Source organism: Ruegeria sp. HKCCD7181 (genome assembly GCF_057221055.1).
On sequence record NZ_JBWVBC010000001.1, the window covers coordinates 449,927 to 471,795 of the forward strand.

The 21,869-nt window shown below is 57.1% G+C and carries 21 protein-coding genes; 14 read left to right on the plus strand and 7 right to left on the minus strand.

The window, feature by feature from the left end; translation table 11 throughout:
• Nucleotides 1-21: 21 nt before the first annotated feature.
• The 4 genes from AC2TCY_RS02245 (at nucleotide 22) to uvrC (ending at nucleotide 4,916) form a co-directional block, all read left to right on the plus strand.
• Entirely contained in the window at nucleotides 22-819 is a 798-nt protein-coding gene (locus AC2TCY_RS02245; RefSeq protein WP_480845182.1) for a S49 family peptidase, read from the plus strand.
• 168 nt (nucleotides 820-987) lie between these two features.
• Complete coding sequence (locus AC2TCY_RS02250; RefSeq protein WP_480845183.1) at nucleotides 988-1,950, plus strand: calcium/sodium antiporter; 963 nt, start codon at nucleotides 988-990, stop codon at nucleotides 1,948-1,950.
• Between the two features lie 21 nt (nucleotides 1,951-1,971).
• On the plus strand, nucleotides 1,972-2,751 hold the full coding sequence (locus tag AC2TCY_RS02255) for an SDR family oxidoreductase (protein ID WP_480845185.1): 780 nt from the start codon (nucleotides 1,972-1,974) through the stop codon (nucleotides 2,749-2,751).
• Nucleotides 2,752-3,041: 290 nt separating this feature from the next.
• Nucleotides 3,042-4,916, plus strand: a complete 1,875-nt coding sequence (gene uvrC, locus AC2TCY_RS02260) for an excinuclease ABC subunit UvrC (RefSeq protein ID WP_480845489.1) — start codon at nucleotides 3,042-3,044, stop codon at nucleotides 4,914-4,916.
• Here uvrC and AC2TCY_RS02265 read toward each other — a convergent pair.
• Nucleotides 4,913-5,797: a DMT family transporter gene (locus tag AC2TCY_RS02265; protein WP_480845186.1), complete on the minus strand. Its 885-nt coding sequence runs from the start codon at nucleotides 5,795-5,797 to the stop codon at nucleotides 4,913-4,915. The two genes, uvrC and AC2TCY_RS02265, sit on opposite strands and share 4 nt — an antisense overlap.
• Before the next feature lie 191 nt (nucleotides 5,798-5,988).
• Between AC2TCY_RS02265 and pgsA the strand changes: the two genes are divergently transcribed.
• From pgsA to AC2TCY_RS02280, 3 genes are read left to right on the plus strand one after another with little or no spacing between them, the layout of a single operon-like run.
• Entirely contained in the window at nucleotides 5,989-6,657 is a 669-nt protein-coding gene (gene pgsA, locus AC2TCY_RS02270; RefSeq protein ID WP_480845188.1) for a CDP-diacylglycerol--glycerol-3-phosphate 3-phosphatidyltransferase, read from the plus strand.
• A 3-nt stretch (nucleotides 6,658-6,660) separates the two neighbouring features.
• Complete coding sequence (gene moaD / locus AC2TCY_RS02275) at nucleotides 6,661-6,906, plus strand: molybdopterin converting factor subunit 1 (protein ID WP_480845189.1); 246 nt, start codon at nucleotides 6,661-6,663, stop codon at nucleotides 6,904-6,906.
• Nucleotides 6,907-6,910: 4 nt separating this feature from the next.
• Nucleotides 6,911-7,354 (plus strand): molybdenum cofactor biosynthesis protein MoaE, encoded by a 444-nt coding sequence (locus tag AC2TCY_RS02280; RefSeq protein ID WP_480845191.1) that lies wholly within the window; start codon nucleotides 6,911-6,913, stop codon nucleotides 7,352-7,354.
• Between the two features lie 47 nt (nucleotides 7,355-7,401).
• On the opposite strand, the gene AC2TCY_RS02285 is transcribed toward AC2TCY_RS02280, so the two are convergent.
• The 4 genes from AC2TCY_RS02285 to ubiA all read right to left on the minus strand — a co-directional run bounded on the left by AC2TCY_RS02285 (nucleotide 7,402) and on the right by ubiA (nucleotide 11,348).
• A complete protein-coding gene (locus tag AC2TCY_RS02285) occupies nucleotides 7,402-7,932 on the minus strand; it encodes a hypothetical protein (protein ID WP_480845193.1) in 531 nt (176 codons plus the stop codon).
• Between the two features lie 160 nt (nucleotides 7,933-8,092).
• Complete coding sequence (locus AC2TCY_RS02290; protein ID WP_480845194.1) at nucleotides 8,093-8,413, minus strand: hypothetical protein; 321 nt, start codon at nucleotides 8,411-8,413, stop codon at nucleotides 8,093-8,095.
• Nucleotide 8,414: 1 nt separating this feature from the next.
• The gene (locus AC2TCY_RS02295; protein WP_480845195.1) at nucleotides 8,415-10,319 is read right to left on the minus strand and encodes an OmpA family protein; all 1,905 of its coding nucleotides are present in this window, start codon (nucleotides 10,317-10,319) and stop codon (nucleotides 8,415-8,417) included.
• 66 nt (nucleotides 10,320-10,385) lie between these two features.
• A complete protein-coding gene (gene ubiA / locus AC2TCY_RS02300) occupies nucleotides 10,386-11,348 on the minus strand; it encodes a 4-hydroxybenzoate octaprenyltransferase (RefSeq protein WP_480845196.1) in 963 nt (320 codons plus the stop codon).
• Nucleotides 11,349-11,360: 12 nt separating this feature from the next.
• On the opposite strand from ubiA, the gene AC2TCY_RS02305 reads away from it, so the two are divergent.
• The 7 genes from AC2TCY_RS02305 to AC2TCY_RS02335 all read left to right on the plus strand — a co-directional run bounded on the left by AC2TCY_RS02305 (nucleotide 11,361) and on the right by AC2TCY_RS02335 (nucleotide 19,487).
• Complete coding sequence (locus AC2TCY_RS02305; protein WP_480845198.1) at nucleotides 11,361-12,086, plus strand: 16S rRNA (uracil(1498)-N(3))-methyltransferase; 726 nt, start codon at nucleotides 11,361-11,363, stop codon at nucleotides 12,084-12,086.
• The gene (locus tag AC2TCY_RS02310) at nucleotides 12,056-12,931 is read left to right on the plus strand and encodes a GNAT family N-acetyltransferase (RefSeq protein ID WP_480845199.1); all 876 of its coding nucleotides are present in this window, start codon (nucleotides 12,056-12,058) and stop codon (nucleotides 12,929-12,931) included. Before AC2TCY_RS02305 ends, AC2TCY_RS02310 begins: the two co-directional genes overlap by 31 nt.
• The gene (locus tag AC2TCY_RS02315) at nucleotides 12,928-13,455 is read left to right on the plus strand and encodes a hypothetical protein (RefSeq protein ID WP_480845200.1); all 528 of its coding nucleotides are present in this window, start codon (nucleotides 12,928-12,930) and stop codon (nucleotides 13,453-13,455) included. The genes AC2TCY_RS02310 and AC2TCY_RS02315 overlap by 4 nt, the downstream gene beginning before the upstream one ends.
• A gap of 65 nt (nucleotides 13,456-13,520) precedes the next feature.
• Nucleotides 13,521-14,891: a glutamate--cysteine ligase gene (locus tag AC2TCY_RS02320; RefSeq protein ID WP_480845201.1), complete on the plus strand. Its 1,371-nt coding sequence runs from the start codon at nucleotides 13,521-13,523 to the stop codon at nucleotides 14,889-14,891.
• A gap of 82 nt (nucleotides 14,892-14,973) precedes the next feature.
• Nucleotides 14,974-16,047, plus strand: a complete 1,074-nt coding sequence (gene pheS / locus AC2TCY_RS02325) for a phenylalanine--tRNA ligase subunit alpha (RefSeq protein ID WP_480845202.1) — start codon at nucleotides 14,974-14,976, stop codon at nucleotides 16,045-16,047.
• A 962-nt stretch (nucleotides 16,048-17,009) separates the two neighbouring features.
• Nucleotides 17,010-17,624, plus strand: coding sequence for a GNAT family N-acetyltransferase (locus tag AC2TCY_RS02330; protein ID WP_480845204.1), 615 nt, complete (start codon nucleotides 17,010-17,012; stop codon nucleotides 17,622-17,624).
• A gap of 141 nt (nucleotides 17,625-17,765) precedes the next feature.
• Entirely contained in the window at nucleotides 17,766-19,487 is a 1,722-nt protein-coding gene (locus tag AC2TCY_RS02335; RefSeq protein WP_480845205.1) for an adenylate/guanylate cyclase domain-containing protein, read from the plus strand.
• Between the two features lie 52 nt (nucleotides 19,488-19,539).
• Here AC2TCY_RS02335 and AC2TCY_RS02340 read toward each other — a convergent pair whose 3' ends face one another.
• Both AC2TCY_RS02340 and AC2TCY_RS02345 read right to left on the minus strand, forming a co-directional pair.
• Nucleotides 19,540-20,403, minus strand: coding sequence for a hypothetical protein (locus AC2TCY_RS02340; RefSeq protein ID WP_480845206.1), 864 nt, complete (start codon nucleotides 20,401-20,403; stop codon nucleotides 19,540-19,542).
• Between the two features lie 154 nt (nucleotides 20,404-20,557).
• Nucleotides 20,558-21,853, minus strand: a complete 1,296-nt coding sequence (locus tag AC2TCY_RS02345) for a gluzincin family metallopeptidase (protein WP_480845208.1) — start codon at nucleotides 21,851-21,853, stop codon at nucleotides 20,558-20,560.
• Nucleotides 21,854-21,869 lie beyond the last annotated feature (16 nt).

Here is a 21,869-nt window from a genome sequence, read left to right on the forward strand (position 1 = left end):
GCGCCCTCTACATCGGCTTCCATGAAACTACGCCTGCCTTTCCTGAAAAAGCAGCCCGTTGTGGCCATTGTCCGTTTGTCCGGCGCCATCGGAATGGCCGGGCGCGCGTCGATGAACGACACGTCGCTGGCCCCGGTTCTGGAAAAAGCCTTTCGCAAAGGCAAACCCGTTGCCGTAGCGCTAGAAGTCAATTCGCCCGGCGGCTCACCTGTCCAAAGCTCTCTGATAGGGTCGCGCATTCGGCGCCTGGCGGAGGAACTGGAAATTCCCGTCTTTGCCTTTGTCGAAGACGTGGCCGCATCCGGCGGCTATTGGCTGGCAGCTGCAGCCGACGAGATTTGGGCTGATGAAAGCTCGGTTCTGGGCTCGATCGGGGTGATTTCGTCCGGATTTGGCGCGCATGTCTTTCTGGCACGGCAAGGCATAGAGCGACGCGTTCACACGGCCGGGCAGTCGAAGTCCATGCTCGATCCGTTTGCGCCGGAAAAGAAAGAGGACGTCGCGCGCCTCCAGGTTTTGCTAGGCGATATCCACGAGAATTTCATTGCGCATGTCAAAACCCGAAGGGACGGCAAGCTGGACGCAGATGCTGATTTGTTCAATGGCGAGGTCTGGCTGGCGCGACGCGCGAAAGAACTGGGGCTGATTGACGGCATCGCGCATCTGAAGCCCAAGATGCAGGAACGGTACGGCGACAAGGTCAAGTTCCGCCGCTATGGATTGCGCAAACCAATCTGGTCACGTTTTGGGGCAGCAATGGCGCAGGACGCAGTCGCTGGACTGGAGGAGCGCGCGGCTTTTGCGCGTTTCGGGTTGTAACGTGATCATAAAAGTCGTCACTCTTTTTCTGATTGCCATGGGTGTATTGGCAATGTTCGGCAAGCTGCGCTTTCCGGGACAAAAGCGACTTAGCTCTGCCAAATGTCCAAAATGTGGACGATTTCGGATCGGCAAAGGCCCCTGCCCATGTGAAAAGGGAGGCCGTGGATGACGGCATGGCTGCTTTCCGGTCTCGGGCTGCTGATCCTGTTGCTGGCCGGCGATGCGCTGGTGCGCGGTGCGGTGAATCTCAGCCTGCGACTGGGCGTCCCGGCCCTGATTGTCAGCCTTACCATCGTGGCATTTGGCACCTCGGCACCTGAATTGCTGATCGCAATCAGTGCGATCAAAGAAAACGCCCCCGGCATTGCGCTGGGTAATGTTGTGGGGTCGAATACGGCCAACATTTTGTTGGTTCTTGGTGTGCCTGCCCTGTTGGCAACGCTGCACACCAGCGAGTGCAACAGCCGTAAGAACTATATCTTCATGCTGTTGGCTTCGGTGCTGTTCATTGGGCTGGCCTTCTGTGGCGTGTTCAACCTGCTCAGTGGCGCGATCTTGCTGGCCGGACTGGCTCTCATCCTGATTAATGCCTTCCGCGAAGCGCATGCCCACCGCAAGGCATGCGGCGAGGCGTGCGCTGATGACGATGATTTGGAGGCGCTGGAAGAAGCAGATCCTGACATGCCGTATTGGAAGGTGTCGATCTACCTGATCCTAGGGCTGATCGGTCTGCCTATGGGCGCGCACCTTTTGGTGGATAACGCCACGGTCATTGCCCGCACTTACGGGGTGAGCGAAACGGTGATCGGGTTGACACTGATTGCCGTTGGTACCTCGCTGCCCGAGTTGGCGACGACGGTTATGGCGGCTTTGCGCCGGCAAGCCGACGTTGCGCTGGGCAACGTGATCGGGTCGAACATGTTCAACCTGCTAGCCATTGTCGGAATTGCCACTCTGTTCGGGCGTATCCCCGTCGATCCCGAATTCCTGAGGTTCGACCTGTGGGTCATGTTGGGCGCGTCGCTGTTGCTGATCCCGTTTGTCTTCTTCAAACAGGACATTACGCGTATCTGGGGCATGATTTTGACCCTGTTATACGTTGCCTACGTCATTATCCTTCTGGCATGAATTGACTGAGGGAGGTGCTTAATGACCCGAGCTTTGGTAACCGGCGCCGGCAGACGCCTGGGTCGCGCGATGGCCTTGTATCTGGCCCGGCGCGGATACGACGTGGCCGTCCATTACGCAGCTTCCGAAGCCTCGGCGCTTGAGACTGTAGCAGAGGTTCAGGCTTTGGGCAGAGCGTCGGTCGCGCTGCAGGCAGATCTTCTGGATGAAACGCAGGTCGCCTCGCTTTTGCCCCGCGCGGCCGAGGCTCTGGGCGGGCCGATCACCTGTCTTGTGAACAACGCCTCGATCTTCGAATACGACAATATTCATACCGCCACGCGCCAAAGCTGGGATCGGCACCTCGACAGCAACCTGCGGGCGCCATTCGTTCTGACGCAGGCTATGGCGGATCAGGGTCTTGCCGCAGAAATGGACGAGGCAGGTGAACCGGTCGCGACCGGTCTGATCGTCAATATGGTGGACATGCGGGTGCGCAAACTCACGCCCGAGTTTATGTCCTACACCATAGCAAAAATGGGGCTGTGGACGCTGACCCGCACTGCGGCTCAGGCGCTTACACCGGCCATCCGGGTCAATGCAATTGGGCCGGGTCCCACCTTGCAGGGGCATCGCCAAAGCGACAGCCACTTCAAAGCGCAGCGCAAGAACACCGTACTAGAGCGCGGGGCGAATCCGTCCGATATCACAGCTGCGCTGGGCTATTTTCTGGATGCACACGCTGTCACCGGTCAGCTCTTGTGCGTGGACGGTGGTCAACATTTGGGCTGGCAAACGCCGGATGTTCTGGGCGTAGAATAGACATAATCGTCACAAGTTTTGCACCGCTCTCATTCCTGTTACCGGCGCGTTACAAAATTGTCTTGTTTTTCATACACTTGTTTCATGATGAAAAAAATACAATGTAAAAACAATACCTTAGTGTGGCGCCTAATTTTTGTGCAAATCAAGGAATAGGCAATGATTCAAGGGAAAATCGTATTGCCCCAAAACTTATCTGCATAGTTATCCACAGAAACCGTGGATTTGTTTTCTCTTGATCTGAAGCCCACAAGATTGCAGCCATGGTCAGAGAATCATATCTCAGGCACATGACTGCTCACAGCGAATCGACTTCGGAAACCCAACCTACCGGTTATGCATGCATTCAGCGTTTCGTGAAAACGCTGGACAGCTCACCCGGTGTGTACCGGATGCTCGATCACGATAGCCGGGTTCTGTATGTGGGTAAGGCGCGAAACCTAAAGGCACGGGTGTCGAATTATGCGCGGCCGGGTCATTCCGGGCGGATCGAGAGGATGATCGCCGCGACCGCCTCGATGATGTTCCTGACGACACGCACCGAGACCGAGGCACTGCTGCTGGAGCAAAACCTGATCAAGCAGCTGAAGCCGAAATACAATGTGCTGCTTCGGGATGACAAAAGCTTTCCCAATATTCTGGTCGCCAAGGATCACGCCTTTCCGCAGATCAAAAAACACCGCGGGGCGAAAAAGGAAAAGGGCGCCTATTTCGGCCCGTTCGCCAGTGCGGGTGCCGTAAACCGGACGCTGAACCAGCTGCAAAAGGCGTTCCTGCTGCGCAATTGTTCGGATTCCATGTTCGATAGCCGAACGCGGCCTTGTCTGCTTTATCAAATCAAACGGTGTTCAGGCCCATGCGTCGGTTTGATCTCGGAAGCTGATTACCGCGAAAGCGTCAAGGATGCAGAACGGTTCCTGTCGGGCCGCTCGACCAAGGTGCAGGAGGAGTTGGCCGAACAAATGATGGCCGCGTCCGAAGCGATGGAATTCGAACGCGCTGCCGGTCTGCGCGACCGTATCCGGGCACTGACGCAGGTACAGACATCTCAGGGCATCAACCCGCGCGGCGTGGCCGAGGCAGATGTGATCGGCCTGTACATGGACAGCGGTCAAGCCTGTGTGCAGGTGTTCTTCATCCGCGCCAATCAGAACTGGGGCAACAAGGATTTCTATCCGCGTGTGGGGCCAGATGTCTCTGCGGCTGAGGTCATGGAAGCGTTTCTGGGCCAGTTCTACGACAATAAGGAACCGCCCCGTCAGCTCATCCTGTCAGACGCAATCGAAAACGCCGATCTGATGCAGGAGGCGCTGTCCGAGAAGGCCGGGCGCAAGGTTGAAATCCTTGTGCCACAACGTGGAGAAAAGCAGGAATTGATCGCGGGCGCATTACGTAATGCGCGTGAGTCTCTGGCCCGCCGCATGTCAGAAAGCGCCACGCAAGCCAAGCTGTTGCGCGGGGTGGCAGAAGCGTTTGAACTGGACAATCCGCCCAATCGTATCGAGGTTTACGACAACTCGCACATTCAGGGCACCAATGCAGTCGGGGGGATGATTGTTGCCGGACCTGAGGGGTTCATGAAAAACGCCTACCGCAAATTCAACATCCGCGGCGACGATCTGACCCCTGGCGATGACTTCGGCATGATGAAAGAGGTCCTGACCCGGCGCTTCACGCGCCTGCAAAAGGAAGATCCGGACCGTGACAAAGGAATATGGCCCGATCTGTTGCTTATCGATGGTGGTGCCGGGCATGTAAGCGCCGTGCACGAAATCATGCAGGCGCACGGGGTCGAGGACATTCCGATGGTCGGTGTCGCCAAGGGCGTAGACCGTGATCATGGGAAGGAAGAGTTCCACCGGATTGGTCAGCGCCCCTTTGCATTGAAGCGGAACGACCCGGTTCTGTATTTCATCCAGCGACTTCGCGATGAGGCACACCGGTTTGCTATCGGTACCCACCGCGCCAAGCGGGCCAAAGCTGTCGGTGCGACGCCTCTGGACGAAATCCCCGGTGTCGGTGCGGCCCGTAAACGCGCCTTGTTGGCCCATTTCGGCAGCGCTAAGGCGGTTAGCCGGGCCAATTTGGCGGACCTGAAAGCGGTTGATGGGATCTCAGCCGGGCTGGCGCAGAAGGTTTATGATTTCTTCCACGACAAAGGTTAGCTTTGCCGTCCGCGCCAAAGAATATAGAGCCCGGAGGCTACAATCAGCGCGCTGCCGGTCCACATCGTCTGATCCAGGCTCTCTCCAAAAAAGAAAACGCCCAAACCGATTCCAAACAGCAGCCGGGAATAGCGAAATGGGGTTACAGCTGAAACTTCGCCGGTTCGCATGGCTTTCATAAGTGATGCATAAGCGATTGTGCCAAGGATAACCGCGCCGGACATGTGAAGGCTCGTGTGGACCGACAGCGATGCCATCGGGGCGCCTTCCCAGAACCGGTAAGCGATCCCGGCGACGACAATTGAGAGGAAACCATAAAACCCCAGCACCTCGGTTCCGAGAGTGGCGGGGGCAGCTCGGCTGGCCAGATCGCGCCCGGCAAAGCCGAGCATCCCCAGCACCGCGAGAACCGATAGTATTGAAAAGCTGTCTCCGGTGGGCTGAATGATGACTATGACACCGATCATTCCCACGAAGATTGCGCCCCATCTTCGCCAACCAACGGTTTCGCCAAAAAACAACGCGGCTCCGGCAACGACGACCAGCGGTGTGGCCTGCAGAATCACCGTGGCCGAAGATAAGGGTGTCAGCGCGATGGCCAGTACATAGAACAATCGCCCCAATATCTCGAACAGCACACGGATTTTCATCGGACGAGACAGCACGTCGGGCTGCAGTAATGGCGTGCCGCGCAGGCCTGCCACGCAAGCAAAGACTGCCGCGCCACCTGCCCCGAAGAGAACCAGAACTTGCCAGATCGGCAGAGCGACCGATGCAGCCTTGAGCAACGCATCTTCCAGCGCGAACCCGGCCATTGCGGCGATCATCCAGGCGCTTCCGATCAGGTTTGATCGCGGGTCGGTTTGAATATTTGCAGTCATTCTTGTCGCGTGCGCCCCCTGGCTCGTACGTCCGGCAATCTGACTGCAAACCAGCCGCGCGCCAAGTTGTATCCTGATGAGAGTTCCCGGTTGCGACGGTTTGACCTGAACCGCGCCAAACGCCTGTGATTGGTCCAGTTTTTTTTCACCCTGCCTTTTCTGTCCCGAAGCGGCGATGTACTGTCCGATCCATGAAATGGAACTTGCCAAACATCCTGACGGTCCTTCGTCTGCTCGCCGCTCCTGGTCTAGCAGTAATGTTTTTGTACTTCACCCGTCCGTATGCCGATTGGTTCGCGCTGATCCTGTTCTTGTCGGCAGCGATCACCGACTGGTTTGACGGTTACCTGGCCCGGGCGTGGAAGCAGGAAACCAAGATGGGGGCGATGCTGGACCCGATCGCCGACAAGGCAATGGTCGTGGTCGCGTTGATGATCCTGGTGGGGTACTCGACCGAACACTGGACGCCATGGTTGGTGTTGCCCGCGACCGTGATCCTGTTCCGAGAGGTTTTTGTCTCGGGCCTGCGTGAATATCTGGGCGATGTTGCCGGAACGCTGAAGGTGACGAAACTGGCCAAGTGGAAGACCACGGCACAAATGATCGCCATCGCGGTTTTATTCTCGCAGGGGATCTTCGAGCATTACTTTGTCATGGCCACCTTTGGAATGGATTCCACTACAATTGATCAGGTCCTGACCGGGCAGCTCGAAGACCTGAATGGTGTGCGCCGAAACCTTGAGGCTATGTTCTGGTCGGGCCGGATCGGGTTGTGGCTGCTTTGGGTTGCGGCGGCACTGACATTGATCACTGGCTATGACTACTTACGTAAAGCCATGCCCCACCTGAAGGAGAGCTAAGGGATGGATGTGCTATATTTCGCCTGGGTGCGCGAACGGATTGGTCTGCCCAAGGAAAAGGTTGAGACCAATGCCGCAACAGTATCTGATCTGGTTGCGGAGCTGAGCGCACGCGAAGACCGCTATGCTGCTGCATTCTCTGATCTGTCCGCTTTGCGCGTTGCGCTGGATCAGGAGCTTTCGGATTTTGACGCGCCCTTGTCCGGTGTTCGGGAAGTCGCGTTTTTCCCGCCTATGACCGGAGGCTGACGCAATGCGGATCGCAGTTCAGGAAGAGGCGTTTGATCTGGGGACCGAGGCGAACGCCTTTGCCGCAGGTGACGCAGTGAACGGGGCGGTCGTCACCTTTACCGGTGTTGTACGCGATCTGGCCACCGGTGATTTGGATGTAATGGAGATCGAACACTATCCGGGCATGACCGAGCGTGCACTGACCAAGATCGCACAGGAGGCCAAGGACCGTTGGTCTTTGGGGGATGTGCTGGTCATCCATCGGCATGGACGGCTGGCACCGGGCGACCGGATCATGATGGTCGCCACTGCATCGCCTCACCGCAAGGACGCGTTCGAGGCGGCGGAATTTCTGATGGATTACCTCAAATCCCGTGCGCCGTTCTGGAAAAAGGAAATTACCAAATCCGGCGCCGAGTGGGTCGCTGCAAAGGATGAGGACGAGGACGCTCTGACCCGCTGGTAGGTTTGCACCGGCACCCGCTGGGCAGGTACCGGATTCGTTGGTTCAGCTTAGCTGGACTGCTCGGTGTTACACTGTCGTGCCGCTTCGATAGCCTTCAGAGTGCCATCCAGGCTGACGGTGAAAGCAAACTCTTTTTCCGGAAACACAGTCATTTCGTGTTTATGCATGACGTCGTCGACAAACTGTGCGTTGTTCGCCAGAATGTACCCACCCGTATAGCCTTCGGCGAGATGCTTGGTTTTCTTGTGCGCTTCGGCCTCGTACACGTTGCCGTCGAGCGACAGGAAGATCTTTTCCTTTTTGCCTTTCAGCCCGATGTCGTTTTTTGTGAAAACGCCAAGATACCCCATTTCATGGTCCTTGGTCAGACCCATCTGCACGACGTTCTGGTTTTCATCCATACGCTCGATCAGGCAGGATCCGCGGTTATCATCCACAAAGATGGTCCAGCCCGATTCATCGCCCCAGTTCGAAAATGTGTCGTTCTCCGATGGGATCACGTCACTGCCAGCCAAAGCTGAGGTTGCAGAAAAAACGCTGAGGATTACGGCGGTCTTAAAAGTTGTTTGGAAATTCATTATGCACTCCAATTTTCTGGATCGTGGACATTGAATTGTGCAGGCAAATTTGCACTAATTCATGGTATTGAATTTGTTTGAAGAGTTTAAGACGGCAGAATTCAACCGGCTAAAACACGCCGATTGAATTCGTCACTTTGAAGATAAGTGAGACCGCAGTTTAATCCGCGTTGTTGATCCGTCCGCGCAGTTCTTCAGCCTCTTGTCGTGCGGCGCGTAAGCCTTCCATGGCGGCGGCCAGTTCGGCCTCGGCCTGCGTCAGTTGATTTGTCAGTTCCGCCTCGCGTTGTTGCAGATAGGTGATTGCCTGATCGCGGGTTTCTTCGGCCTCGTGCAGTTCCTGGCTCATCCGGTCCAAATCGGCCACATCGCTTTGGCGCACACGGGACAGGCGATGTGCCAGCCAGTTGGCGAACCAGCCCATGCAGAAGGCTGCGAACAGGATAATGGCAGTTGCGATGACGAATTCTGTTCTGTTCAACTTACTGGTCCTCTGCGTCCGCGTCTGAGGTGGCGGTATCCGAATTACCTGATGTCGCTTCCATCGCCTCCAACCCGGTTTCGGAGTTGGATACCGGCTCCGGTCGGATCAGACGAAATTCGATCCGGCGGTTTTCCTCACGGCCTTCTTCGGTGTCATTGTCGGCAATGGGTTGTGTCTCGCCATAACCGACGGCGGTATAGCTGGAGGTCGGAATGCGACGTCCACGCAGCTCGTTCAGGATGGATTGCGCCCGAGCCTGGCTAAGCTGCTGGTTCATCTCTTCACGCCCCTGACTGTCCGTATGGCCCTGAATTTCCAGCCGGATAGGTCCGCATTCGCGCAAAATGTCCGCGATCTGATTGACGGAATCACGAGAGTCTCCTGCAATCGTCGCCGAACCCGGCTCAAACGCGATTTTTTTGCCCGACTGAACTTCGGCGATCTGTGCCTCACAAATCTCGGGATCGGGCAGGGCGTCTTCGGGTTCAGGCGGCTTCTGGTAGGTGATCGAGAGCGTGTAATCCTGCGCATCGCCCAGCTTTTCGGACAGCTGGCCTGCAATCCGCGCCTTCGTGTCTTCCTCGTGGCTGACCCCGGACAGTTCCACCGAGTCTGGTGTAACAGTCAGTGCGCCGTGATGGAGAAATGACAGGGCTTCGAGACCGGCCAAAACGCGGACCGGCCAATCTGACGGCAGGTCCGGTGCGATCCGGGTAGCAGTGTGTACCTGCCCGGATCCAAAGGCAGCGCGTGCGAAACTGTCGGCCATATCGCGCAGGGTTTCATCGCCTACCCGGCCTCGCAGTTGTACAAGGCCCTCAGGGCTGCGTGTCGCGGAAAACTCGACCGGTCCTGATTGTGCCTCGGTTTCCGGCTCGGGCAGGACGGCGTGCAGGGCAAAGACCTCGGGCAGCGCGGTTTCCAGTTCGCCCACAACCCGGTCGAACAATACAGGAGGTGTGTTTTGCGCGGCGACCAGTGTGATATCGGCATCCGTCAGTGTCACACTTCCTTGCCCGATCTCAGCCAGCGCGCTGATGCTGAGTTCGGCCGCTTTCGCCCAATTTGGTGATGGCACGCCCAAGCCGATTGTGCAGGAATAGGGACCAGTCAGCCCCGCGTTCTGCGCGGCGGCAACAATGATGTCCCGGGCCTCTTCATCCTCTGCGGAACAGGCGTCGAACTGGCCGCCCTGATCGTCAATCAGATAGCGCAGCGTAAACGGCGTAATCACCGGTCGCGGAGCCGAAATCGCAAGGCCGATACGCAGCGTGGGCGGCGCTGCGCGGGTCAGAGCCTGCTCAAGTTGCTCTTTTTCCTGCTGACTGTCGGCGATTGCCGTAATTCGAACCAGTCCGGGACTTGCAGAGATTTTGGCGCGCGGCAGTTTTGACAACGATTCGACAGCATAGGCGATGGCTTCATCCCATCCCTTTGGCTTTGGGTAATCCGCACTTTCCATCAGGTCCGAAACCGATGTGCTCGGGTCCAGATCCTGCAGGCTGTCCATCAGCGCTTTGCGATCTTCGCTTGCGGGGACCAACCCGATAACGGAAATGCCACTGTCATTGCGCAGAATCTCGGCCGAGAATTTGGGCGGGGTCAAGTTCGCGGTTGGGGCCACGTCCATGTCGTCAATAACCCGAGAGGTTTCGACTTCGGTGCCCGCGGCCGTAAGTGCATTGAATCGCGTTGCTTCGTTCGGCGCGGTGCCGGTCAGCACGACCCGCAACCCGTCAGACTGAACTTCGGCCCAGTCATGGCCATTCAGATTTAGTGCCCGGCGAACTGCCAGTTCCGATGCCTCTTCAATCTTTGTAACCGCAAGCCCGGCACCGACCAGAGACAGTACGGCAGACACCACAAAAATCAGGGTAACGGCGATGAGATACGGCAGACGCATGGGTGAGCTTGGGACTCCTCTGGCGATTGGCCCCGGACTCATAGCGGGCACGCGGGGAAGGTGCAATCAGAGCAGCAGCGCGACGCAGAAGAAGATCAGCGGAATAAGGCCGGTGTCTCGGTTGGCGCGGAAAAGCTGAAGCAGCTTGGCATTGTCTTCAGTGTCCAGACCCCTCAGTTGCCATGCCATGTGCCAGCCCATGGCCCAGGGTCCGGCCAACGCAACGACAAGTGCCAGAATGGATGCCTGTGGAAGGGCTGCGTCTATTATGGCCAGCCCCATCAGACAAACCGTGGCGACCAGAAAATACTTGAGCCACCGAGCGGTATCCGTTCCGAATAGGCGGGCAGTAGACTTAATGCCGATCAGTTCGTCGTCCTCTGCATCCTGATGGGCATAGATGGTGTCATAGAACAGCGTCCAGGCAATACCCGACAGGTACAGGGTGACGGCAGGCCAGCCGACCGTGCCGCTATGGGCAGTCCAGGTCAACAATGCGCCCCAGTTGAATGCCAGACCCAGAAAGACCTGCGGCCACCAGGTGAATCGTTTTGCAAAGGGATAAATCGTCACAAGCAGCAGCGACAGCACCCCCATTGCGATGGCTGCCCGATTGAAGGTCAGCAAAATCGCAAACGCCAGCAAGCTTTGCAGCACCATCCAGATCACGGCTTGTCGCACGCTGACCTGACCAGACGGAATCGGGCGGGACCGGGTACGCTCGACTTGTGCGTCGAATTTGCGGTCGGTGATGTCATTCCACGTGCACCCCGCCCCTCGCATCAAAAAGGCGCCGATCGCGCACCCTACAGCAATCCACAGATCCCCCCAGCGCGCGTTTCCACCGCTGAGGATAGCCAGCGCCAAACCCCACCAGCAGGGGATCAGCAACAGCCAAGTGCCAATCGGCCGATCTGCACGCGACAGTCGCAGATACGGACGGGTAAATGCTGGCGCGTGTGTATCGACCCAGTTGCCGGTGACAGAATCGGCGACCTGACCGTCTGGTGTTGGGGCATTGCCTTGCATATGTAAGGTCTCATGAGTGCAAAAATCAGACTGTATGTAGAGCACCCTTTGGGTCCGGGGCAATCAGTTCCTTTGACGCGCGATCAGGCACATTACCTGTTTGGCGTCATGCGCCTGACTGTTGGTGGTCAAGTCGCGCTGTTCAACGGACAGGATGGTGAATGGCTGGCCGAGGTTGCCGAAGCCGGCAAGCGTGGGGGCGTGCTGGTCTGTTCCGAGCAGTCGAAGCCTTTGCAGTTACCGCCGGATTTGTGGCTGCTTTTCGCGCCGATCAAAAAGTCGCGCACTGACTTCATCGTTGAAAAAGCAGCAGAAATGGGCGCGGCGCGGATCATTCCGGTGCAGACGGAGTTTACCAATTCCGAGCGTATCCGTCAGGACCGCCTCCAGGCCCATGCAGTCGAAGCGGCCGAGCAATGCGGCGGAACATTTGTGCCTGAGGTTTCCGAGCTTAAGCGGCTTGACCGTTATCTGGATGCGTGGCCCGAAAGTCGCCAGCTGATGTTCTGTGATGAGGCGGAAGTCGGGTCTGCCCTGCGCCTCGCCAAGAATGACAGGGACCGGCCATGGGCCATCCTCATCGGCCCCGAAGGCGGGTTTTCCGAACGCGAGCGCAAACGGTTGACTGCCTTGCCCTACGCCCATGTGGTCAGCTTGGGCCCGCGCATTCTGCGCGCCGATACCGCCGCAGTAGCCGCGATGACCATGTGGCAGCAGGCACTTGGGGACTGGGCGTGATGTGGCGACTAGCGCAAGCTCATGACGTGCCCGAAATAGAGGCATTCCTGTATCGCCATGTGCAAAGTTCGATGTTCCCATTGGCAAACATGAAGGATTTCGGTCTGAACGGGTCCAATCCACGAGCGGTACAGATGTGGCTGCTTGGGAATGAATTGCGCGCGGTGTTCGCCGTGACCAACGAGGGAATGCTTCTGCCGCAATGCCCCGATAGTTCGGACGAAGAACTACGGGGCGCAATCAGTTTGGTCCGTGGTCGCAAGCTGTTCGGCATCGCTGCCGAGGCCGCCCAGACCCGGCGGATCATGCGACTTGCCGGGTGGGAGGATCGACCCGCGACCCTGAACAGTGACGAGCCGGGGTTTTCGCTTGAGCTGAGCCATCTTGTATTGCCTGATTCCACAGGGGCGGACCTTGTGTCGTTGGGCGAAGTCGATAGGTCCGCCACCGAAACATGGCGGCAGAACTACCTGATCGAGGCCATGGATTTTGACCCGGCACGCGCGCAGGAACAGGCCAAGAAAGACATTGCAGCTTACGTGGCGCGCGATTCTCACAGGGTTTTGTTAATCGACGGTCAACCCGCAGGCATGACTGGTTTTAACGCGCGCCTGCCCGAGGTGGTTCAGATAGGCGGCGTCTTTACGCCGCCCGAATTGCGAGGTCGGGGTATTGCCCGTCTGGCCGTTGCCCTGCATCTGACCGAGGCACGAAACGCCGGAGTTTCGCGCGCGGTCTTGTTTGCCGCTTCAGATGTTGCCGCGCGTGCCTATATTGCTATCGGGTTCAAACCCGCAGGCCAGTACTCTCTGATCCTGTTCACAAACCCGGAGGAAGTTGCATGAGTTTCATCCGACCCGAAGCCAAACTGGCTCTGTGGCGCTGGCGCGAAGTGTTGGTGGCCGTGTTCGTTTTGATTCTGGGTCTCAGCTGGATCAACGGACCAGGGGGATTGTTGGGCTGGTTGGGATGGGTGCTGGTAGCCATCTCGGCTGCGTTGGCCGTTATCGGCTTGCAGCGCGCGCGCTTTCGACTCGGGGTCGGCGGGCCGGGCGTTGTGACGATTGACGAAGGTCAGATCACCTATCTCGGGCCGCTTGATGGCGGCATCGTGGCCGCGCGCGAAATCGAGCGGCTTGCGCTGGACCCCACTTCGTCTCCGGCGCATTGGATTCTGGATCAGCCGGGACAGCCGACGCTTCACATTCCCGTGAATGCCGAAGGGGCTGAGGCGCTGTTCGATGTGTTCTCAGCACTGCCAGGGCTGAAAACCGAACAAATGTTGTCGGAACTGAATGGCGGAGCAATGCATCCTGTTGTTATCTGGGAACGTCAACCGATGCGCCCGGCCCATATCCGCCTGCATTGACACCGGGACAGTTTGCGCCCACGAAAGACCTCCAAGAAAGACACATCAGGATCGGAGCACGCTTCATGTCCATCCCCCAGTCCGGCGGCGGACCGATCGAACGCCACGAACAACTGGCCGAATATCTGGAATCGGGCTGCAAGCCCAAGCAGGATTGGCGCATCGGGACCGAGCACGAGAAATTCGGTTATTGCAAGGACACGCTGAAGCCGTTGCCGTTCGAGGGCAAACGCTCGATCGTGGCAGTGTTGGAAGGGCTGCGGGATCGCCACGGCTGGGCCGAAGTGCGCGAGGCCGGACATCTGATCGGGCTGGAGAAAGATGGTGCCAATGTCAGCCTGGAACCGGGCGGCGCGCTGGAGCTTTCAGGGGCTCCGCTTGAGACGATTCACGAAACCTGTGACGAGGTGAACATTCACCTGCGCGAGGTCAAGGATATCGCCGACGAGATCGGCGTAGGATTCATCGGCCTGGGTGCCGCCCCGATCTGGACCCATGATCAGATGCCTTTAATGCCCAAAGGGCGCTATCGTCTGATGAACGATTATATGGAAGAAGTTGGCACAATGGGCCGTGCCATGATGCGCCGAACCTGTACGGTTCAGGTCAACATCGACTTCGGGTCCGAGGCCGACATGGTACAGAAATTGCGGGTGGCACTGGCGTTGCAACCGGTGGCAACGGCGCTGTTCGCGAACTCTCCGTTCTTTGAAGACAAACCCATCGGTCAGAAAAGCTGGCGCAGCTATATCTGGCGGCATCTGGACGACGCGCGGACCGGCATGCTTCCATTCGTGTTCGAAGAAGGGTTCGGGTTCGAACGCTATGTCCAATACGCGCTCGATGTGCCGATGTATTTCGTTTACCGCAATGGCGAATACATCAACGCGCTGGGCATGTCGTTCCGCGATTTCCTGCAAGGCAAATTGCCTGCCTTGCCCGGTGAGACGCCGACGCTCAGCGATTGGGCCGACCATCTGACGACCGCATTCCCCGAAGCGCGGATCAAGAAGTTCATGGAAATGCGTGGAGCCGATGGCGGCCCGTGGCGCCGCCTGTGTGCCCTGCCTGCCTTCTGGGTTGGCCTGACCTATGACCAGAGTGCGCTGGACGCCGCCTGGGATCTGGTCAAGGGCTGGGATGCCGAGACGCGTGAGGCTTTGCGGGTCGAGGCCGCCAAAGACGGGCTTCAGGCTAAGGTCGGCGGGATCAGCATGCACGATCTGTCCCGCGAAGTTGTTGCGATCGCCGATGCAGGGTTGAAATCGCGCGCTCGACCGGGCGCAGGCGGTCTGGTCCCGGACGAAACCCATTTCCTGAACGCGCTCAAAGACAGTATCGAATCCGGCAAAGTTCCGGCGGACGAGCTGATGGAGCGCTACGACAGTGACTGGAACGGCGATCTGACCCGGATTTACCCCGAATACAGTTATTGATCCGCACCGTCCGGCTTGCATTCGCAAGGATAGGCCGATAGCAGGTTCTGGACCAAATTCAGGGGCCAGTTCGGAAAGCGTCATGGACGATCTTAAGGTAAAATATCTGGGGCAAATCGCCGAGGCTGGCGACGAAAATACGCTCGAAGCGATCCGCGTCGCCGCCGTTGGCAAAAAAGGCGAAGTGGCGCTGAAAATGCGCGAGCTGGGCAAGATGACGCCCGAAGAACGTCAGGTCGCGGGCCCTGCGCTGAACGCCCTGAAGGACGAGATCAACTCGGCGCTGACCGCCAAGAAATCTGCACTGGCCGATGCCGCGCTGGATGAGCGTCTGCGCACCGAATGGCTGGATGTCACGCTGCCGACCCGTGCGCGCCGTCAGGGCTCGATCCACCCCGTCAGCCAGGCGACCGAGGAATTGACCGCGATCTTTGCCGAACTTGGCTTCTCTGTCGCGGAAGGGCCGCGGATCGAGACCGACTGGCATAACTTCGACGCCCTGAACATCCCCGGCCACCACCCCGCGCGGGCCGAAATGGACACGTTTTACATGCACCGCGCCGAGGGCGACAATCGCCCGCCGCACGTGCTGCGCACCCATACGTCTCCGGTGCAGATCCGCTCGATGGAGAAGCAGGGCGCGCCGATCCGCGTGATCTGCCCGGGCGGCGTCTACCGCGCCGACTATGACCAGACCCACACGCCGATGTTCCATCAGGTCGAGGGGCTGGCCCTCGACAAGGACATCTCGATGGCGAACCTGAAATGGGTTCTGGAGGAGTTCGTGAAGGCGTTCTTCGAAGTCGACGATGTCGAACTGCGCTTCCGCGCCTCGCACTTCCCGTTCACCGAGCCGTCGGCCGAGGTCGATATCCGCTGTTCCTGGGATAACGGGCAGCTGAAGATCGGTGAGGGTGACGACTGGATGGAGATTCTTGGGTCCGGCATGGTCCACCCCAAGGTGATTGCCGCCGGTGGAATTGACCCAGAGGTCTATCAGGGCTTTGCCTTTGGCATCGGCATCGACCGTCTGGCGATGCTGAAATACGGCATCCCAGATTTGCGCGCGTTCTTTGATAGCGATTTGCGTTGGTTGCGGCACTATGGGTTTGCGGCGCTGGATATGCCGAACCTGCATGGTGGTTTGAGCCGTTAGAGAGATCATTGGACGACTGGCTAACAGCATATCGCGATTGGTGGAAACGTAGGGTTTCCAAACGTCCACTGCTTTGGCTTTTGTGCTCGTTTCTCGCGGTTTTTGTTCTACCGATGCTGACGTCTTGGGTTTCGGAAAGCAACTCGGCCGCCGTCTTGATCGCTTTTGTCGTATCTGCGCTTTTGTTTCTGCCGGGCATGCTGATTGCTGGCCTTGAGTTTTCGAAGCCCGGTGCTTTCCACATGGGAGATAGGATTCAAAAAGAAAAAACCCAAGACCTGATTAACAAACGCAACAGCGGTTTTTGGAAGTGGTGGTAGGTAGTGTATCAACTTGGTGTATACCTTGCGACCTACTACGACTAGTGCTTCGCGTTTTCTGCACGCCATCGCCGGTGGGTGGGCTATGCCGTTGTATTTGGACCTTTTTTGATCTTTTCCGGGCTTGCGAGCTTCTTTCCCGGATGGATCAACGCGCTGATCCTGCTGGCTATGACGCCGTTCCAAGGACTTTTCTTGCTAGCGCATCACCGTGTCTGGGATAAACGAGACCAGATTTACACCGACCGGCTAAACCGAGTTTACAAAACCAAAAAGCTCATAGATCGCTTCAAGAAGTAAGCGCGGAACAAAGGCCGATAGGCCGCCGCGCTATCGCCAGACCGCCCGCACGGGCTGGCGATTTGTTTCTGTAAGCGCAAAGTTTGAACGATACACCGACTTGGCCAGCATAAATTGCCCACCACGGCCCGAGGATCGCCACCCCGCGGTCTGGCGATGGCTCGGCTTGCGCTGCTTCGGGTAACCTCACTCTTCGCCAGCGAAAAAAACACTCCGCTGAGTTATGTGTAAAATACACCTTTCTTGTTTAACGCGTTTTCGTGCTAGTATCCTCGGAATAAATTTACGCATTCATTTTGGGGGTCATTTCTTTTGGCCGATATTCCGACGAGGCTGTTCAGATTGCGTCCTTTGGAAAAGGCGGATCTGGCAAATGTTAAGCGATGGTTTCAGGACGTCGAAGACCTCGCGCTTTTCGACAGGTCCTGCCGTATTCCATTGAATCAATTACAGACTGAACACATGTGGGACGATGCCGTCAGCGCTTCTAAGGATTGTAACAAATGCTGGTTCGTCATCGAAACCGACACCGGAGAGACACTGGGCATGACCGGACTAGACGCGATATCCAGCATCAACCGTGACGCGGTTATTCCGTTGTTCGTTGACAAGTCCGTGCGGCGCAGCGGTGTAGGGATCCGGGCGTCGGCCTTGTTGTTGGACTTTGCATTCCGGCAGCTTGGTCTGAATCGTATCACGTCGTATTGTCGGGCTGACAACCAGCGCAGCCGGGACGTGGTTCGCAGCCTGGGTTTTCAGGATGAAGGCACGATGCGTCAGGCCTGGTTTGCGGACGGGCAGTTTCACGACATCGTCGTGGTCGGCCTTTTGCAACCGGACTGGATCGCGCATCGTCAATCCCTGGCGCGGGATTTGGGTTCCGAGACAGTCGTTACCTTTGGATCTGACGTTTCTGCCAGCTGGTCATGGCCACCCAGGGAGATTGGAGGCAGTTGAAATGTCACAAGCTTGCAACCGCACAACGCGGCAGAATCGACTATATTTTGCCTGACAGAATCATCGATAGAACCCAATCGAGTAATGCCAGTGAATAGTTCCAGTTCGGACAGACCCATCAAACAAAAGCTTGGCGCGGTGATGTTTGCCGACGTTGTCGGCTATTCCCGTTTGATGAGCGAAAATGAGATGGATACGTATAACGCGTTGAAATCCATTATTTCCCATCTGGAAACCACTTGTGAAACCTACTCCGGAGAAGTGGTCGAAGTACGAGGCGACGGTATTTTGGCTCTGTTCGACACTGCCACCAGCGCCGTCGAATTTACGATCGAACTGCATCGTGTTGCCGCCAAGTACAACCAAACGCGTCCATATGCCGAGCCGATCAGGTTCAGGGCCGGCGTTCACCTGGGAGAAGTCCTGATCGATGAGCGCGGAATTCACGGCGACAATGTCAACATAGCCGCGCGGCTTCAGGAAATTGCCGATCCTGAACGGGTCTATGTTAGCTCGGCCGTCTATGACCAGATCCGCAACCGCTTACGCTATGGTTATGAGTATCTGGGGCCCAAGCAACTCAAGAACATCATGTCGCCCGTGTCCACTTACTGCGTCCGCAGCGAAGTCGAAGGCGCAACGATGGCGGCTGCGATGCGCGCGGAACCGCAACCGGATCTTCTGTTACAGCGCCCCGACACACCGTCTGTGGCCGTTTTACCGTTTTCCATCACCGGACAGGACGAAAACGATGATTGGATCGCCGAAGGTCTGACAGATGACATCATCATGAACCTGTCCAAGTTCCGTAACCTGTTCATCATCGCGCGGAATTCGTCGTTCTTTTTCAAGACGCAGTCCATGCCACCGCAGGATGCCGCGAAACGATTGAACGTCCGTTATGTCGCACGGGGCAGTGTGCGCCGGTCTTCCAGTCGAATTCGGATCACAGCCGAGCTGATCGACGCACAGTCCGAGCGCACTATCTGGGCGGAACGGTTCGACCGCAAGATCGACGATATATTCGACATTCTGGACGAAGTGACCGAATGCATCGTTGCGGCTATGGCGGTAATGATCGAGTCTCATGAAAAACAGCGGACGGTGCAGGCTGTTCCTTCAGATCTCCAGGCATATGGGTCGGTGTTGCAGGGGCAGCACCATATTTTCAAGTACACACGTAACGACAACCGAAAAGCTCAGAATTTCTATGAATCAGCTCTGCAAAGGGACGGCGGCTACGCCCGGGCGGCTGCCGCGCTGTCGCGGACGCTGAATATAGATTGGCGGTATTCATGGGCTGAAGACCCGTCAGGTGCGCTGGACAAAGCTTTGGGGTTGGCGCAGCGTGCGATCGATTTGGACCCCACCGACGCCCGCGGTTTTGGTGAGCTTGGCTTCGTGCATCTCTATCGCAAGGAGCATGACTCGGCGCTCCAGTCGTATAGGCGGGCACTGGCGCTTAATCCCAACGACGCGGATATGCATTCCGATTTTGCGGATGCGTTGGCCCATTCCGGCGACAATGAAGCGGCGATCAACCATTTACAGCAGGCCATGCGCCTGAACCCCTATTTCCCCGACCAATATCTGTGGCACCTGGGCGGTGCCTATTACAATCTGAAGCAGTATGAAGACGTGATCGAATCGGTGAACAAGATGAACAATCCGACCGAAGGTCAACGAATTCTTGCGGCCAGCTATGCGCAGATGGGCAACATGGAAATGGCCCGCCTCATCGCGGACCAGCACCGCGAGGCGCACCCTAATTTTTCGCTGGACCGGTGGTCAAAAGTTCAGCCAGACCGGTTAGAGGACGATACCCAGCATTTCGTGGAAGGCTTGAAAAAGGCCGGGTTCTGAAAACAATAAAGGGCGTGCAGATTGCACGCCCTGAGATTGGGTTCATCGGGGGTCAGTCGCCGCGTGCCTTTGCGCCGCTGACTTTTGCGCCGCTGACCTTGGCACCGCTGACTTTTGCACCGCTGACCTTGGCACCACTGACTTTTGCGCCGCTGACTTTCGCACCACTGATCGCCGGGCTGTCAAAGCCAAAGTAGATGTCGAGCAGAACCTGCTCAAACTGGCCGGCTAGAACGTCCATGCGCATAGTGTAGTCTGCCTTGTCGTAATCCCACACACGGATATCGTTAGCTATTTGATAGTCCGCTGCTGCAACGCCGGATATCGAAGGATCCTGAGGCGCACGGGCTCCCTGGCCGCTTGGAAGATCACCATCTGTAGCGCTGTCTCCGTTGCCATGAACAAGGAAAATGCAAGGCTCTGGAAGATCGTAATAAGTTCCTTCGTAAGAGAAGCCATAAATTCTGGCGAGACGGGTATTAGTTCCGAACTGATCGCCCAGGAAATTGTTGTTCCCCTTGCCGCGCCGCCAACGCTTACCAGTGTTTTTGAAGGATTGCTCATTGAGTTCTTTTGCTTTTTGCCGCCAGACGGAACGACTGGGTTTGCCACTTCTCTTTACTATGGCAATATTTCCGCGCTCAATCGTAGCGCGACCACCGAGAGTAAGACTGCCTGTGGTTCCAGATACTTTGTAGATGCCACTCTTCAGTGGCCCATCGTCGATCTGTACCAACACCAGATCATCGGCTTTCAGTAATACACCGTTAAGCTTATCGTCTGCTCCAATAGTTGGCACCGCTCCAGTGTCTGCCTCGTACGCAGTATCGACCTTGGTAGGTTCCAATATTCCGATGTCGTGAAGCAGGCGTCCGAATAACAACACTTCTGAAAAACTGAGCAAGGACTCAGACATATCACTATCTCCCTCTTACAGGATCGACGACGCCAGAGACCCCATCTCCCCCCTTGTTAGCCCGCAACCTGTGCGTGCCTAAATTAAAAAAATATCATCCCGCGCGGCCAAAATGCCACAAAACGGGGTGAAAACAAAGACTTTAAGGTTTTGCTTATCCAGGCACCCGCGTACGCACCGAAGACGCATGGCTGGAGTCGTCTGGTTCGGCCAGACGTGGACCCGCCGCCACCAGCCCTATATCCCGCATTCGGAAGTTACCTTCGATAATCTGCCGGAACGCACCGCCAGTGATTTCATGGTCCACCGTCAGCAACGCCCGTTCGACCCCAAAATAACTCAGCATATCCGCATCCAGCATCTCCCACGCGTCCGCGAGGTAAGAGCCAAGGAAATCGCGCGCTTCCAGCAGGGCCAAGCGGAACCCTTCGGGATTGGCGGCATACTGAGTATCGAACATCTGCTGCATGATCTCGCTGTATTCAGGAGATCCTTCCAGTTGGTCCGACAGGTCTTCCATCTCGGGGCTGATCAGGTCATGGACCAGCAGCCTTTCGTGATAGATATCGATCAGAATGTCGAACATTGCACCTGTCAGAGGCTCTGATAAGGCGTGTTCGCTAGACCAACCCTGGGCAAACTCTGACAGGGTACGGTCATTGGCGGCGATCCGGATCTGTGCATTCTGCGACAGTTCGGCAAATCGGCTCAGGCGATTGAAGGTATACAGATTGCCATGCGTGTTCCTGAGCAGGTCCTCAACGACCGAACCGAAATGCAGCGACGCCAGCAGCGCCACCATATCCGCCGCAGATTCGTGGAACCCGTAATATTCACCCGAGGCGTCCCCGTCCGACGGCATCCCGATTACGCTGTAGATTATGGAATGCCCGATTTCATGCGCCACGACATCAAAGTTCAGACTATAGGGGCGGTATTCGTCGCCGTGTTCCCACGTTCCACCGGTTTCCAGAAATCCCCAGCCAATGTGCGCATTGTCGAGGCTGGGTAGTAGCGACAATTCCAAACGGTCAAAGTCGCGAGCGAAATGCCAAGGGATTGGTCGGCCGAAATACCCCTCCCAAACGTCCATTGTGAAATGCGCCGAACCGAACAGGTGCGCCGCCTCAAAGCTAGGGTCAGAGGGTGCGATATGGACAAAATTTCCGAATTCATCGGGTTCAGGTGGCGGCTGAAAATACCCGTTCCAGGGCGGCAGATACATCTGTGGTCCATTTGGACCGGGTACGATTGCGCCATATGGTGTGGTTTTGCCGACGGGGTTAACGGTATACATGCGCGGCCCGGACGGGCCGGCGCCGATACTGCCGGGCGGTGCCGAGATTTCCACCAGCTCTGGCTGTGCGTCCGGCTCCAGATAAGGGGACTGCGGGTATAGCAGAAACCGCGTGCCCGGTGCTTCGTCTTCTATGTGCTCGGGCCGGTTCATCAATTTACCCTCCTGC